General features: G+C 36.9%; 15 protein-coding genes. 3 read left to right on the top strand and 12 right to left on the bottom strand.

Going from position 1 to position 13257, the window contains the following annotated elements; all coding sequences use genetic code 11:
- Positions 1-100: 100 nt before the first annotated feature.
- Positions 101-436: a hypothetical protein gene (locus tag WIW72_RS01025; RefSeq protein WP_337702920.1), complete on the bottom strand. Its 336-nt coding sequence runs from the start codon at positions 434-436 to the stop codon at positions 101-103.
- A 474-nt stretch (positions 437-910) separates the two neighbouring features.
- Here WIW72_RS01025 and WIW72_RS01020 point away from each other — a divergent pair, with 474 nt between their 5' ends.
- On the top strand, positions 911-2620 hold the full coding sequence (locus WIW72_RS01020; protein WP_337702922.1) for a hypothetical protein: 1710 nt from the start codon (positions 911-913) through the stop codon (positions 2618-2620).
- A 1-nt stretch (position 2621) separates the two neighbouring features.
- On the opposite strand, the gene WIW72_RS01015 is transcribed toward WIW72_RS01020, so the two are convergent.
- The 11 genes from WIW72_RS01015 to WIW72_RS00965 all read right to left on the bottom strand — a co-directional run bounded on the left by WIW72_RS01015 (position 2622) and on the right by WIW72_RS00965 (position 12348).
- Positions 2622-5609 carry a hypothetical protein gene (locus tag WIW72_RS01015; RefSeq protein WP_337721213.1) on the bottom strand — a complete coding sequence of 996 codons (2988 nt, stop codon included), beginning with the start codon at positions 5607-5609 and terminating at the stop codon, positions 2622-2624.
- Positions 5610-5685: 76 nt separating this feature from the next.
- Complete coding sequence (locus WIW72_RS01010; protein WP_337702926.1) at positions 5686-6039, bottom strand: DsrE family protein; 354 nt, start codon at positions 6037-6039, stop codon at positions 5686-5688.
- Complete coding sequence (locus WIW72_RS01005; protein WP_337702928.1) at positions 6032-6304, bottom strand: hypothetical protein; 273 nt, start codon at positions 6302-6304, stop codon at positions 6032-6034. Before WIW72_RS01005 ends, WIW72_RS01010 begins: the two co-directional genes overlap by 8 nt.
- 3 nt (positions 6305-6307) lie before the next feature.
- On the bottom strand, positions 6308-7531 hold the full coding sequence (locus tag WIW72_RS01000) for a YeeE/YedE family protein (RefSeq protein ID WP_337702982.1): 1224 nt from the start codon (positions 7529-7531) through the stop codon (positions 6308-6310).
- Between the two features lie 17 nt (positions 7532-7548).
- Positions 7549-7800, bottom strand: a complete 252-nt coding sequence (locus tag WIW72_RS00995) for a sulfurtransferase TusA family protein (RefSeq protein ID WP_337702931.1) — start codon at positions 7798-7800, stop codon at positions 7549-7551.
- A gap of 72 nt (positions 7801-7872) precedes the next feature.
- On the bottom strand, positions 7873-8436 hold the full coding sequence (locus WIW72_RS00990; protein ID WP_337702933.1) for a TQO small subunit DoxD: 564 nt from the start codon (positions 8434-8436) through the stop codon (positions 7873-7875).
- Complete coding sequence (locus tag WIW72_RS00985; RefSeq protein WP_337702935.1) at positions 8433-9350, bottom strand: hypothetical protein; 918 nt, start codon at positions 9348-9350, stop codon at positions 8433-8435. The genes WIW72_RS00990 and WIW72_RS00985 overlap by 4 nt, the downstream gene beginning before the upstream one ends.
- A gap of 10 nt (positions 9351-9360) precedes the next feature.
- Positions 9361-10563, bottom strand: a complete 1203-nt coding sequence (locus WIW72_RS00980; RefSeq protein ID WP_337702936.1) for a YncE family protein — start codon at positions 10561-10563, stop codon at positions 9361-9363.
- Positions 10564-10654: 91 nt separating this feature from the next.
- Positions 10655-10990: a sulfur reduction protein DsrE gene (locus WIW72_RS00975; protein ID WP_337702938.1), complete on the bottom strand. Its 336-nt coding sequence runs from the start codon at positions 10988-10990 to the stop codon at positions 10655-10657.
- Positions 10987-11337, bottom strand: a complete 351-nt coding sequence (locus WIW72_RS00970) for a hypothetical protein (protein WP_337702942.1) — start codon at positions 11335-11337, stop codon at positions 10987-10989. The genes WIW72_RS00975 and WIW72_RS00970 overlap by 4 nt, the downstream gene beginning before the upstream one ends.
- A 54-nt stretch (positions 11338-11391) precedes the next feature.
- Positions 11392-12348: a sulfurtransferase TusA family protein gene (locus WIW72_RS00965; protein ID WP_337720060.1), complete on the bottom strand. Its 957-nt coding sequence runs from the start codon at positions 12346-12348 to the stop codon at positions 11392-11394.
- A gap of 65 nt (positions 12349-12413) precedes the next feature.
- Between WIW72_RS00965 and WIW72_RS00960 the strand changes: the two genes are divergently transcribed.
- Positions 12414-12638 carry a sulfurtransferase TusA family protein gene (locus tag WIW72_RS00960; RefSeq protein WP_337702946.1) on the top strand — a complete coding sequence of 75 codons (225 nt, stop codon included), beginning with the start codon at positions 12414-12416 and terminating at the stop codon, positions 12636-12638.
- Between the two features lie 427 nt (positions 12639-13065).
- Positions 13066-13227 carry a hypothetical protein gene (locus WIW72_RS00955; protein WP_337702949.1) on the top strand — a complete coding sequence of 54 codons (162 nt, stop codon included), beginning with the start codon at positions 13066-13068 and terminating at the stop codon, positions 13225-13227.
- The last annotated feature ends 30 nt before the right edge of the window (positions 13228-13257 follow it).

The following is a 13257-nucleotide window of genomic DNA, read 5'->3' as shown; positions in this document are numbered from 1 at the left end:
CTCTACATTTTAAAATTTTTCCAGATTTTGACAGATATATTCAAAAACGTTCTACTCAATTCACTTAAAATGAAGTATAGTCTTCATACTTTTAGAAACTTCATATTAGTTTGCCCATTAATTTCCTATTTAGATAATTTCTAAATTCCGTACTATTTTCACCGTACTTAACTAAATAAGAAAAACATGAAGAGAATACTGGTTTATTGTTATATTGATTAGTAGCCGTGTCACCGCAGAAGACGCATTGACTTCTGGATGACTGCAAAGGAGCAATTTTAGCCTTAGATATGAGCTCATCAGCTACGTTTTTATACCTAGTGATAGTTACGACCTTACTTTTGATCTCATCTTCTACGTTGATCGGCTTCACTGTAGGTCTCTCATCTGTAGGAACATAAACGTGAATTATTGTAATTGGTTCTTCTGTTCTCACAAATTTGTAATGAGCATAATTTTTATTATTATTTTCATTTTTTATTACCTAAATTTTACTTAACTCTATTTCCTCTTCCTTACCGGTATCATATGTAATTTTCACTTTCATTTAATTACTGGCATATGAGTATGAAATTATAAATTTCATGGTATACATATATTAACAGAGAAAATTTTCTTAAACTTAATGATCAATATGTAGAATTCATGAAACAAACATAACCTAAGCTGGTAAACAATTAACGAACACTACGATATAAGTGAAATTATCATAAAAGATTTAGGAATTGTTAAAGCAATTATTTGATAGATATCTAAAATTCTAGGTTTTTAATTATATAATTTTCACACAATTACGGGATATAAGTAAATTATCTTCAACATCCTACTTCCTTAATACGGCTAATCTTAAAAATTTTTCAGCCAGATTATTCAATAAAGCTTTTTACATAAAAACGGTTTAGAGAATTTAATGGGAACCCATTTGTGTAATGCTAGAATAGTGTTTTCTACTGTCTTTTTGCTGGTACTGCTCTTAATATCTATGAGTATTAAATCAGAAGCTCAGATATCAGCTGCATTAACTGCCGATTTTATAGACGCGTCTCAACAAAGCGTTAGCGGAAATAGTATATTTTACTTAGTTATAGAAGTAAGCGGGAGTGCTAGTTTGTCAGGTTCGTATTCTATTAGCTCTATCTCAACCTACCTGAGTGGTTACGGTATCCCTTCATATTCCCCTCCTGAAGGAATGGTTGTATCCAAACCGTACGTTTTAAATGACACCGTCTACTTTATTTACGCTCCTAATATAACCTCAATTAACCCATCATCACCAGATATTAAATACGCGTATTTAGCCTCAGTGGATTACAGCAACGGGATTTGGGGAAATCTTGATCTGGTCATAGATTACGGTTTCACCGAAGCTTTCTCGTTGTACAAAGGGTATATATACGCTATATGGTACCCTAACATTTCCTCCTCAACGCCTTACTTGATCGTGATTTCACCCTCACATCAAATAATTTACAATAACACTATCCCAGTGAATAATGTAATCTTAATATGTGTTCTCTCCAGTGACATAATAGCTATTGCTAATTCAACTAGTAAGTTATCCCTCCTACAACTAAGTAGTGGTTCGATATCCTCAGTATCATTACCTCCTGAACAACTCTTTATATATAACTTATCTACTAAGGCTTTAACTCACGTTCCTAATTACAAAGATATAGAGCCAACTTCCTTCCAAAGAGTTAACAACCACACATTCTTAATTGACTTCTCCTCTAATAGTTATTCTTACATAGCTGAATATAACGTATTAAACGACAGTATTTATAATGTAAAGCAAGTACCCGGTACTGCAACAGTGAGTTATCATAATGGTTTGGTCGCAGTTAGCTCAGTGTATAGAAATAGTCAGACTCAGTATACTTATTATAACTATGTCTTTAAACTATCCGACTGGTCCACAGTCTATTTCAATAGCGGTTCCACTACAGCCCCCAGTATTTCTCTCAATGTAGGTGAAGCATTAGTAGGAAACACCACTATATACCTTTTTACGGTAAAGGTCGACGGTTACTTAGCCTCGATATTCCCACCTACTTATCAGTTAACATCAAGCCCGACCTTGGTATATATTGGAGGAATACCTCAGCCTTTCTCAATTCATTCAAATCAAGAGCATTACAACGGATACACTATAGTGACATTATATTGGTCGGAGAGCGTTCCATCAACGTATTCGGTTTTCGTGAATGGTACGCTTTTAGGCTCTACAACGGATAACATTTATTACCTTAACTTCACTAAGAATGAAACTGCTTATATTACAGTGGAGGCTCAAAATTCTCTAGGATCTATAAATGAGAGCATCATAATCTACATCCTAGTTTATAAGGAAGTATCTACTTCAATTACCACTACTACTGTAATTCCATCAAATACGACAACTAGTATCCCCACAACCACCTCTCATCAGTCCACGACGTCTTCGACAACTTATTCCCAGACGGTCACAGATAGTACGACACCCAGCACATCAACTATCATACCCACCAAATCTGCGAATTCTTCAAAGCAACTTTCTATACCGCCTATGTACCCCGTCGAAATAATTATAGTAGTAATTACCGCAATAGTTATAGCTTTACTTGTAGCGAGAAAAAAGTAAATTAATAAAGTAAGCCTCTTGGTCTACTACCCGTAATGTGCCACATACCTATATACGGGATCAACCCCAGTACAGCCCTTCTCTTGTCTGTTAATACTTTAACAAGGACCTCCAACATGGCAGAGTAGTAGTTATCCTTCATTTTCTCTATTTTCTGTTCCAGCCGCTTTTTATCTTCATTAATTAAGGCATCGATTAATTGCACTAGAAGAACTTCCAGTGAGTCTGGAGGATGTCTTTCTTCGATTTGTTTTGCTATAATGTTAAAGAAATATTGTTTATCCTTACGGCCTAAAAGTATTAGACTACCAATATATATCGCGAGATCTAAGGAAGTCCCCGAAATGATTAACTCCTCCTGACGGTCGTTAAGTATAACACCAGAAAGATTAGTAATTATATCTATTGCACCCTTTATATCCGAGCTTTTTACTTGATTACATATATTCTTTAAATCCATAACATCTTGTAATATAGTCTTATACTCATACTTCTCTCCATTAGCCAAGCTCTTCATTAACTTAAGCTGGTACATCTTAATTAAATCCATACAATCCTCATCCGTATAATCACCTTCCTTTACTCTTTTCCAGACTTCAGAAAACCAGTCATTACTCAGTTTTTCCACTAGTTCGATTGTAGTCCTCACAGACTCAGTCTTAGGGTGTGTAAGTAGTAATGTATATCCAATTCCGGCGTCTAATCTCTTCTTCAATAAGGCAAGCTCTTTGTAGATTAACGATGAGTTAGTTGTTGGTATAGTCATTAAAAAGTCTGAGAGAAGTAAAGCTTCATCCTTATTCAGTGGTATCTCTTTCACTTTTGTAGCTGACCGCCTAAATTTTTCATATAGAAAAGCAAACTTTATTAGATCCTTGCTTGACAGTGCGTAATCCGCAAGACTTCCAAATAAGATCGTGGCCCACAAGGGATCTTGAACTTCCAAATGTGCTAGTTCTCCTCTCTTATATTTAATTAAAGATTTAGGAAATATTGAATATGCATCTTGTAACCTTTCTATTTCTTCTTCTAGTCTTTCATCTTCTTCATTCATAAGGTAATAATATGCTATGACAGAGAAGAGTCTTGCAAAAACCGTGTTCTCTTTTGCCCTCTTTATCAGGTCGGGTATTACACTCTTAACCCACTCGGTTCTACCGCCTTTTACCGCTGAAACCGTTATTTGTATTGCAGTCTCAACACAATCCGGTGGTGATTGTTTACTACTCAAAACCAGCTTTATTTCAGAGACGAGCTTATACGGAGCTAGCAATGTATCTTCTAAAATCTCATTCATTTTCTCCTTGTCTATTTGTGAAGTATTCTTAAACGTTGAGATTCTAGTTCTTAGAGACATACAGATTTCTTCAACTCTTTGTGAGGAATTTTCTATCAAATTAGGTAATAATTCTTCCAGAATTTCCTTAACCATCCTATTTACTTTTTTCCCTGAGGTGAGATAGTCCCTAAGTTCTCCAATATTCGGTACTTGTAGGAAGTTAAAATCCATAAGAGAGTAATAATATAACTCAATCAGAGACAGAGAGTTTTCAGGTTTTAATACTTTAATTATTTCTTCTTTGAGGACTTTCTTTATTTTATTTACATCTATCGTGTCTATGAGATCTGTTCCATATTCTTCTGAAATCTTTATCTTTATATCCCTGTTTACTACAGAAAACCACTTCAGTATTAGATCTTTGTCATTATCAAGTTTCCTTCCGTTAATCTCTAAGGAAATTCTACTTAACATTCTAGGTATCGGCAGACCATAGTCTTTAGCAAGTTTCAGTAGCGGTAAATACCACAAGACTTTATTAGGGTCAGCATCAAATATCACGTTAAACATATAATCGAAAAAGTAATCGTCAAAGTCCACGTTCTCTGAAGTTAATAGGAAACTGAGAGGAACATCGTATACACCCTTATCTATCTTTACTGCTAAATCTTTTCTTTCAGTAAGCGAGAATATCACTCTACTGCCTGGCTTTATCATTAAACCCTTTTTAGGGCGAATTACACGGTATAAATCATAGGTCAAAACTCCAATCAACGGTTCTTTATCGTTTAGTTCTTCTGCTAACTTCTCAATATATTTATAACCTTGGGGAATACCGTGATAATCCACTATCTTAACCTTGAACCCGAGTTCCTCAAACCTTTTTGCAAGTAGAGATGCGAAAGTTGACTTACCCGACCTCAAACTACCTATGACGTAAACGTTTTTCCCGTTCAGTAGATTCCTTAAACTTAGATCTAATAAATCCACAAACTCTGGATATTTAGGACTTGAAAGCTCCAAGTCATAGCCAGAGGAATAATCTGATAAATTCTCTAAAGCTCTCTCGCTCTCCCCAGGTAAAAGACCAAGAGAGGAGTCTAAGTAATAGTGTATAACCTCCTTCCACTTGGGGGTTAACTTTTCCCAGTCTTCTTTTAAGTTGGATCCCCTATAAGACTCCTTTAGAGCGTCGATCGGATCCTTTGATGTCGGTCTTTTGTAGAGTAGTAGCTTAAACTTATTTAACACTTTAATTTGGTCATTAAGTTTATCCCTTTCCTGAAGCCTTATTGCCTCTGCGATTAAAGAAGGCACATAAGTTACACAATTATCGAAAGGGAGAGATGAATATTCTAAGACTTTTACCTTATCCGAAACCTTGTGTTTATCTAGAATCTTTAACGCTTTCCTATAACCAAATATTAGTACGTTACCGCTTAAAGTTGTCGAACCCTCACCCAGTTTAACTTTACCTCTTATTAGGTCTATTACGTAACCTCTACCTAGTATTATGCCTTCCTTTTTACTCCTAACTTCTTTGGAGTAATTTTCAAGCTCATCCTTACTACTAAATTTGGTTGGTACAAGTACTATTCTGTCATTAGTTACCTTCTTAAACAAGGGTTCCATGAGCGGGGGCATTGAGATGAACATTAGTCTCTTCGAAAGGAATCGTTCTAAATTAGAGATAGACGTAATTTTTTTCATATCAATATAAACAAAGTGACGTTGGTATATAATAGTTAGCCAAAAACAGTACGTGATGCGGAAAAGAAAAAAAGACTTAGAAAACGAGGACAATTTTCGCTTCACTACTTTTTAGAGCGAACTCCGATACGCCACTTATTTTCACCGGGTAAGCGAGTTTCTCAATACCCTTAACCTTCATTCCAAGCTCGCAAGCAACAATTTCTAAGTCTTCTCCAGCCATATCCATTAAATTTTCCACATAGTATTTCAACGGTTTAGTGTTAGGTAGAGTTATTTTCTCGTTCTCTTCAGTGAGTGCCTTTAATGCGTCCATAGTGAAGAACATGTAGATCTTATTTCCACTCGCAGCATAGCCTATCGCCGTCACTATACCCATGTACATCTTCTCGTGGTCTCCCGATACCATCATAATAGCTACGTCAACCATTTCTCTCCTTCGCCTCCACTATTTTTACAAGGTTGTACCAGAATAGAGCTAGACCGACATACACGACCACGTAGCATATGTATCTTGTGGCCGTCAAGTATCCATCATACTGTGTTTGCTGAACGTATACTGCAAAATTAGCCGTGTTCAACGCTATCTGATTTGCATTGGCTAAAGTGCTTTCACTGAACTTGTACCAGCCTATCACAAAAAAGGAAAGTATAAGGGGAGCTAATAATCTTCTAAGATATCTTGACTCCAACATAGCTCACAACCTCTCTTGAACTTTCACGGCTAAGTAAATTCCTCCCAACATTCCGAACAAGAATATTATGCCGTCGTAACCTAACTGGGCGAAGTTAGTCCACATCAATCCCACGTTGCAGCCTAAAGCCACTCTAACTCCTATTCCCACTAACATCCCTCCCAAGAACCCTATCAGTAATCTCTTCTTTTCTCTAGGTATTCTAATCTTAAAGTCCCCACTAAGGAATGAGGCTGTAAAAGCACCAACACATAACATTATTACCATTAGTGTGCTCGGATCTACGATAGGTAATGAATCGTTAAACCACGGTGTATTAGTGAATAAGTTGACACCGAAGAGCATTAGAATATACTCGAAGAACCTTCCTCCATCAGAGGAAGTTATGACTAGATAGTTGAACGTATAGCCTGCACCAGCGATATATACTAAAATTATATCTAACGCAAGTAAAACAGTAGCTAAATTAGTTCCGTAAGGTTTCTTAAGAAGTAATAAGTCCTTTACCTCTTTCTTCCAGCTAGTTTTAGTCTTTTCCTCTCCTAGTACTTGACCTTGAGGACTAATAGTCATTGAAATAGGTAATCCCTGAGGTGCAATTCTCAAGTTAGCTAACCACTTCTTTTTAGTGTACTGCTGAAGATATATGCCGAGGAGAACTAAAGGTAATCCTAACATCAAAGTAGTTATATAGATCGCCATGGGAGAGACAGAATGAAATATATCGTAAGGTAAGTATTCTACGTAACCCCCCATAGTTGTGGAGAATATACCTTTCTCCATGGTATATTGTTGGAAGGGCCAGATACCTACGGCGAAAACGTAAGTGCCTATCATCATTCCGAATAACTCTATCCAATTTTGCACGTAACCGCTAGCAGCTCTATACAACATTGATAGATTGCATCCTCCGGCTAATGCCGCACCAAAACCAAATATGAACGAGCCTACGAGTATGTACCACCCTGCAAAGTAGTTGAAGTAATATTGATCAACAGCGGGAATGACTCCGAAAGCGACGAGCAAACCACAACCTAAGGCCGAAAGTCCGAAAAGTATAAGAAGTGCCCCGAATCTTTCAAAACTTCTAGTTGTAAAAATAGATGTCATAGCGTTAACAAAACAGTAGTTGCCCCTTTGGGCGACCCAACCTAAAATAAAACCACCAAGTGCAAAAAATGCATAAACTTCAGCCCAGCTTTCTGAAAAAACTGGGCTCAACACCATTGGAGGGTTTGCCACTTTTACTTCACCTTTAATATCCTTACCTTGTATGTATCACCGTCCTTAATGACGGTAAACGGGTATCCTAAATTCTTTGCGAGCGAAGGGAGAGTGACGTCAACTGCGGGCTGGTGGTCTGTCAGCACTTCTAATACCTCTCCTGCCTTCATCTTCTTAAGCTTCTTACTCGCCTCCATTTCCGGTACTGGGCATGACTCCCCCCTTACGTCGATCACTACATCTGGATTTTTCGTCTTTAATTCCTCACTCATAGTTTAAACCTCAAATAACTAATTGAAATTAACGCATAAAAAAATAATTCATTTATAAACCTTTTAATTATTTTATGTGATATAAAGGTAAATAACTACTGCAAGATAGAAAATAGAGCCGATAAAGAACCAAATCTTCCAATCGTTTATCTTCTCCCACTTCTTACCTATCAATGAGTCTACTGAAGGACCGGCAACGCCGTTAAACACAATGTAAAGGTCTAGAATCATCATGAGAAGGTTTATTCCATACTCTTCAGCATCAGCCCAATATGCAGAGAGGAAATATATCAAGTTTAGATAAAAAGCCACAGTATTAACAAACCTTGACATTGTCCCAGTGAGGGTGAGCACGCCGAAACATATTTCTGCGATCATTACAAGGATTCCAACCAGATAAACGTGGGGTAAGACCACAGATTCGAGGAATCCCCTCATTAAAGGACCTTGCAGTAAGACTTGAATTGTAACCCCAACATAAGATGTAGAAGCAGGGTTAAGATAACCTGGGTTCAAAAGCTTCATGAATACACCAGCATATATCCACGTAGTTGCTAGTCCTAATCTAGTTAGTATCGGGAATAGGTTGTTATAACGAGTAGATACCTTCTCTTCCCTTCTTATTCTCCTAGTCATAATCTCACCCTACTTACAATTAAATGAGATATCCTGTAAACCTCATACGCACTAATACCAATCAACACCAATCCGACTATGACCGGAGAACTTAGGAGCACCGCTTGAAGAATGCCTCCCGTCCAGGTTCCCAAAATGAAAGTCCCGTACTTCCACATAATGCCCTTAGTTACTGCAGGGTAGGATGAGGATAGGAGGAAAAGTAAGGAATTCACCGCAGTAGGAGTTAAACAACACACTCCTGCTATGGTACCGAGAGTAGGAACAGATGCAGTAAGAAAGCCCCCGACAGTGTTTGTGGATGCTAACCTAAAGCTATTAGGTATCTTCCATTCGAAGGCATTTAGTGATACGTAAATCAACGACATAATATAATATCCGAGCATAAGTGCAATTGAGAGGACTATGTCGTTGATGATACCCAGCAGAAGCATCCATGTGTTGATAACGAAATAACCAAGAAGGGGTAATTGGAAAACTGGGATACCACTACCTTTATATGTGATTACTGTAAGGCATAAGAAGTAAGAACTTACGTTAACGTTAGGTATCAACCACAAGCCAGACACTATGAGATAGGAAAGGAAATAAGATATACCAAAAGACAAGACTAAGTACCTTCCCACTTTGTCTTTAAGAGTGGCTTTAATCACGCTCCTCACCCTCATAGGTCCTGAGACCAGAATGAATCTCCCTTTTTTCAACTTGTAGATATAATAACCTAGACCCGTAGTTACGACTATGTAAAGGCATGCAAACAATAAGAATGGGTCTAAAAAAGTTACCTGCCCCGTATCAGCTAGCGGGGAGTACCATAAAAGGTATATTCTTAAACCATTTACTACTATGGGCAGGAATACTGTGGAGTTGAAAAATATAAAGACGTAGAAAAAAGGATTTATTTTTAGCGACACTGTACATCCCTCAACAGTGAAGACCCGTAATAGGTGGCAACATCACGTTATCTACTAAATAGCCTCCAGTAGATTCACTTATGGGCAATACAAATGCTGGAGCAGTAGTCAACGGGACTTCATAAGCTATGCTCATAGTGTTCAAGCTTATCAAGACGATCATGCCTCCGCTACTCACAGAGCCGTGAATTACGACATAAGCATAACTCCCTCCGGGAGTAATACCAATATCAGCTAAACCTTGAGGAGATATGCTAGGTAGGGATATGGTATTAACGATACTGAAAGACGAAGTGGATATGACCACAACTTCGTTTTTATTAATTGGCGCCTCTAAATAATACTTACCATCCGGAGTGAACGTTCCCCTCTGAGGGGTTACACCGCTAGGCATTGCTACCATTCCCATATATTGTAAGTTAGGTAAGGAATAGAAACCTACTGAGTTATTTCCAGCGAATTCTACGGCTACCATTGTGCCCTGCATATTTGGACTTACCATATAAGGTTGAGACCCAGGGGATGTAGTTAGCACATTCATCACTTTACCGGTCATTGCATTTATTGTGTCGACACTATTGTTGAATTTCATAGGTACTATCAAATATTGCCCGTTGGGAGCCCACCTCACATCACATGGATAATATGTTCTACCGGTTGGGGATAAGAATTGGTCTTTCCATACTACTTGTAAATTGCTTAAGTTTATAACTTCAACAACTCCAGAAGGACCATCAGCTATTGCAGCATACTGACCGTTAGGAGATATAGCCACTCCTATAAATCCTATCTTATTTCCTACCGAGAAATTTTTGACGGCTTTCATGGTAGATGAGTCTACAACATATACTGACCCGTTATTTACGGGTGCAAATATATACTTGCCGTCGAACATTTGCATAGCTGGAACCTCTACCCAATAATAGACTTGTTGTGGTAAGTTAACGGATATGTTAACTACATGCTGGAATCCTAAGAACTGGGCAGACGTCGAGAACGGGTTGATCACTTGTGAGAGTCCCTTTTGCGTAAAGACCAAGAAGTAGAAGTTGTTATTAGCTGTCGATGAGGAGCTTGTCGACGTAGAGACCACTGGAGTTGAGACAGATGATGGTGATGAACTTGTCGAACTTTTCATCATTATATAGGCTGCACCTACACCAATCAATATAATTATCAAGAATCCAGCTAACAACCATATTTTATAGGACATATCTTATCATGTATTCCTCGTTACTAAAAAATAAAAGAATTATTGATTTATAAACCCTTTATACATCATTTAAAAAATTTACGAAAAAAAGTTAAATAGTTATAATCAGATCAACTTTGTGGACGACCGCTTTATAGAAGTCCGGGAAGCAGCCTATCTTTGCAACTTTGATGATTTTATCAGCTAAGTTCCTCATATAAACGCACTGATCACATACTTGAAGATAAATCCCCTTCTCCTTGCTTAGTTTCTCTAGTCTTTCAGCCAGAGGGTTCCCTTCCATCAAAAGGTAAACATTATCATGAATGAAAAACATCCCAACAACGTTCACACCATGTCTGTCTTCTTCCAGTTGGGGCACTATCATGTTGCCCAGTATGTAAGAACCTAAGTTAGACTCTACGATATAAGCTACATTCTTGGTCATATCTTTAAACACTCCGAGAACTCCTTTGCAATTACGTCAGAGATTTGGTTAATTTGAAATCCCTTTATGCTCCTGAGCTTTTCTATAGCTTTTTCATAAGACAAGAACTTTTTGTTGTCTTCGTAAGCTTCACAAAGTGCTTCTAAACAGATAACTACTATAGGGCATTCTGAGGATTTGTAAGTTATTATTCCCTCAGAATTACGGTAGAGCTTGAACCATCGTGAGCTGTCAATCTTGACATTGCAGATCTCTTTTCCCTTACTAGAATTATATAATCTTTTAACTAAGTAGTCTGACGCAAACTTCCTTTCTACAACACAGCCGCATTCGTCTTTCTTTAACATAAAAAACTTTTAGCGTGAGTTTTTTAAAAATTTTCTTATTTATAAATCTAATTTCTAATTATTGTGAGATAAATAAAATATATTTACCATACCTTCTTTCGGGAGCCTGGCTAAAGCTTCTTCATCAAAGTATACTCCTTCGTCTGTATCGAGCCTTAAGGCAATCAATCCGTCTTTATCAACAAGGGCAGTTAGTAGCCATCCCCTTCCTATTGGGGCAGCCGTAATTAAACCGAGCACGTCCTTTTTTAGTTGATCCCTTCTTATACCATTAGACGTAATACTTTTCTCAATTTTACTGAAGTAAAAATATAGGAAAGCTCTAAACTCTCCCTCTCTGAAATATTCCTTAATTTTCTTTAAGTCTTTGTTCTCAATTGCTTCAACATATTCTGTTCTAGTCGGAGTCGCCGAAAGTTTGTAAAACACGAAGGAAACGTAATCACCCATATTGAACACTTCATACCTACAGCGGAATAACTTGGCAACTTCAGGAAAAGTTATTTCTACCGCAGCAGGGTTGTCTACTAGTACCTCCAGGCTTTCCCCAATCCTCAGTTCCATCAGTTTTTTCTTCACCTCTATTTCCGGAACGGGGCACACTAAACCTCTTAAGTCGAGAATATAATCGCCTACGCTTTTCATAAATACGACCCTCTTACTCTTGCTTGGCTTCTCGTCCTTGACTACCTTAACAATATCCTTATATTTCTCAAAATTCTTTTCTAACCTCAGTTTAAGAGTTTCTCTAATTAGAACATTGGATGTGCGTATATCTACGTTCACTTTATTTTGACTTACTAATACCACGATAGTGAACTTCCCGTTCTTTTCAACTATATTTAACTCATTACCCTTCACGTATATCAAACACTTAAAATTTAAAAAACGGGTAAGAGATAGCTCTCCTTCATAGCCCCAGTCTAATTTCCTGATATTCTTAAGCATATAAAGCCTTGAAAATTTCTCTACATCTAGCAATTTGTCAGCACGATTAAATTGTAGCTCCATGAACTATAATTATAATATTTAGGTTAATTAACTTTTAATTTCATATTTCGAAATAACTGATAAAGATGAAATCAGAGGTGAACTTAATAGGACTATGCTGTTCAGTTCCACATTTGATAGTGTATAACAAGCTTAGGAAGATGAATAGAGGGGATGAATTGACCGTAATAACAGACGATATAACCGTTGTTCAAAGGGATATAATACCGTTAGCAAAAAAGTTTAAATGTATGGTTAATATCGCTAAGGAAAACGACGTTTTTAAGGTAACATTAACACTAATGTCCTAGTATACAATTGTATAGCTCTGTTTTTAAATGGTTTAGTAATATCCCTATTTATATGAGAATATCTCTACTATCATTAAGTTTGTCCTTCTCTATTTCCTCACTTTTAGTTGGTGAAATGTTTAACGAGCAAGGTTACATTAGGATTAATAGGGAATTAATACTCATAGGTGGTGTTATTACTTTATTATTGTGGTTAGGTTTCTATCTCAGTTTCAAGAAAATAGCTCATTTTATCTAGCCAAAATTGAAACTTGTCGAATTGTTCACATTTATCATTTATAATAACATTTTTTATTATTTACAATAACTTTCGAACTTTACTGTAAATAATTGAATAATATAAAACATTAGATATCATGTTAATACTGACTTGAACTTTGCGGATTACTTTTTAAATATTTCAAAGCAAATATAAGTTGATCAGGAAATGTTAGGAATTTCAAGGACTCAAAAAAAGGGAGAGGAGGTAAATATACCTTTATACGATCTGAGTAAACTACCTGAGGAATACTTGAGAAACGAATTTCCAGAGGTCTATAATAGCTTAAGAAGGAGAAAGTACGATGTGGCTTATCCATACTTTCACTGATTTTTTGTACCTATCTCCTCTCGGTCTTAT

The sequence above is a fragment of the Stygiolobus sp. CP859M genome (genome assembly GCF_037389975.1).
Taxonomy (GTDB): Archaea; Thermoproteota; Thermoprotei_A; order Sulfolobales; family Sulfolobaceae; genus Stygiolobus.
This window is presented reverse-complemented; position numbering and strand designations above follow the sequence as displayed.

What these genes read in the sequence shown, in the direction of transcription:
- WIW72_RS00955 (WP_337702949.1), top strand. Translation starts at nt 13,066, where the DNA reads ATGTTAGGAATTTCAAGGACTCAAAAAAAGGGAGAGGAGGTAAATATA.
- WIW72_RS01015 (WP_337721213.1), bottom strand. Translation starts at nt 5,609, where the DNA reads ATGAAAAAAATTACGTCTATCTCTAATTTAGAACGATTCCTTTCGAAG.
- WIW72_RS01020 (WP_337702922.1), top strand. Translation starts at nt 911, where the DNA reads ATGGGAACCCATTTGTGTAATGCTAGAATAGTGTTTTCTACTGTCTTT.
- WIW72_RS00970 (WP_337702942.1), bottom strand. Translation starts at nt 11,337, where the DNA reads ATGTTAAAGAAAGACGAATGCGGCTGTGTTGTAGAAAGGAAGTTTGCG.
- WIW72_RS00990 (WP_337702933.1), bottom strand. Translation starts at nt 8,436, where the DNA reads ATGACTAGGAGAATAAGAAGGGAAGAGAAGGTATCTACTCGTTATAAC.
- WIW72_RS01010 (WP_337702926.1), bottom strand. Translation starts at nt 6,039, where the DNA reads ATGGTTGACGTAGCTATTATGATGGTATCGGGAGACCACGAGAAGATG.
- WIW72_RS00965 (WP_337720060.1), bottom strand. Translation starts at nt 12,348, where the DNA reads ATGGAGCTACAATTTAATCGTGCTGACAAATTGCTAGATGTAGAGAAA.
- WIW72_RS00980 (WP_337702936.1), bottom strand. Translation starts at nt 10,563, where the DNA reads ATGTCCTATAAAATATGGTTGTTAGCTGGATTCTTGATAATTATATTG.
- WIW72_RS01005 (WP_337702928.1), bottom strand. Translation starts at nt 6,304, where the DNA reads ATGTTGGAGTCAAGATATCTTAGAAGATTATTAGCTCCCCTTATACTT.
- WIW72_RS01000 (WP_337702982.1), bottom strand. Translation starts at nt 7,531, where the DNA reads ATGGTGTTGAGCCCAGTTTTTTCAGAAAGCTGGGCTGAAGTTTATGCA.
- WIW72_RS00975 (WP_337702938.1), bottom strand. Translation starts at nt 10,990, where the DNA reads ATGACCAAGAATGTAGCTTATATCGTAGAGTCTAACTTAGGTTCTTAC.
- WIW72_RS00995 (WP_337702931.1), bottom strand. Translation starts at nt 7,800, where the DNA reads ATGAGTGAGGAATTAAAGACGAAAAATCCAGATGTAGTGATCGACGTA.
- WIW72_RS00960 (WP_337702946.1), top strand. Translation starts at nt 12,414, where the DNA reads ATGAAATCAGAGGTGAACTTAATAGGACTATGCTGTTCAGTTCCACAT.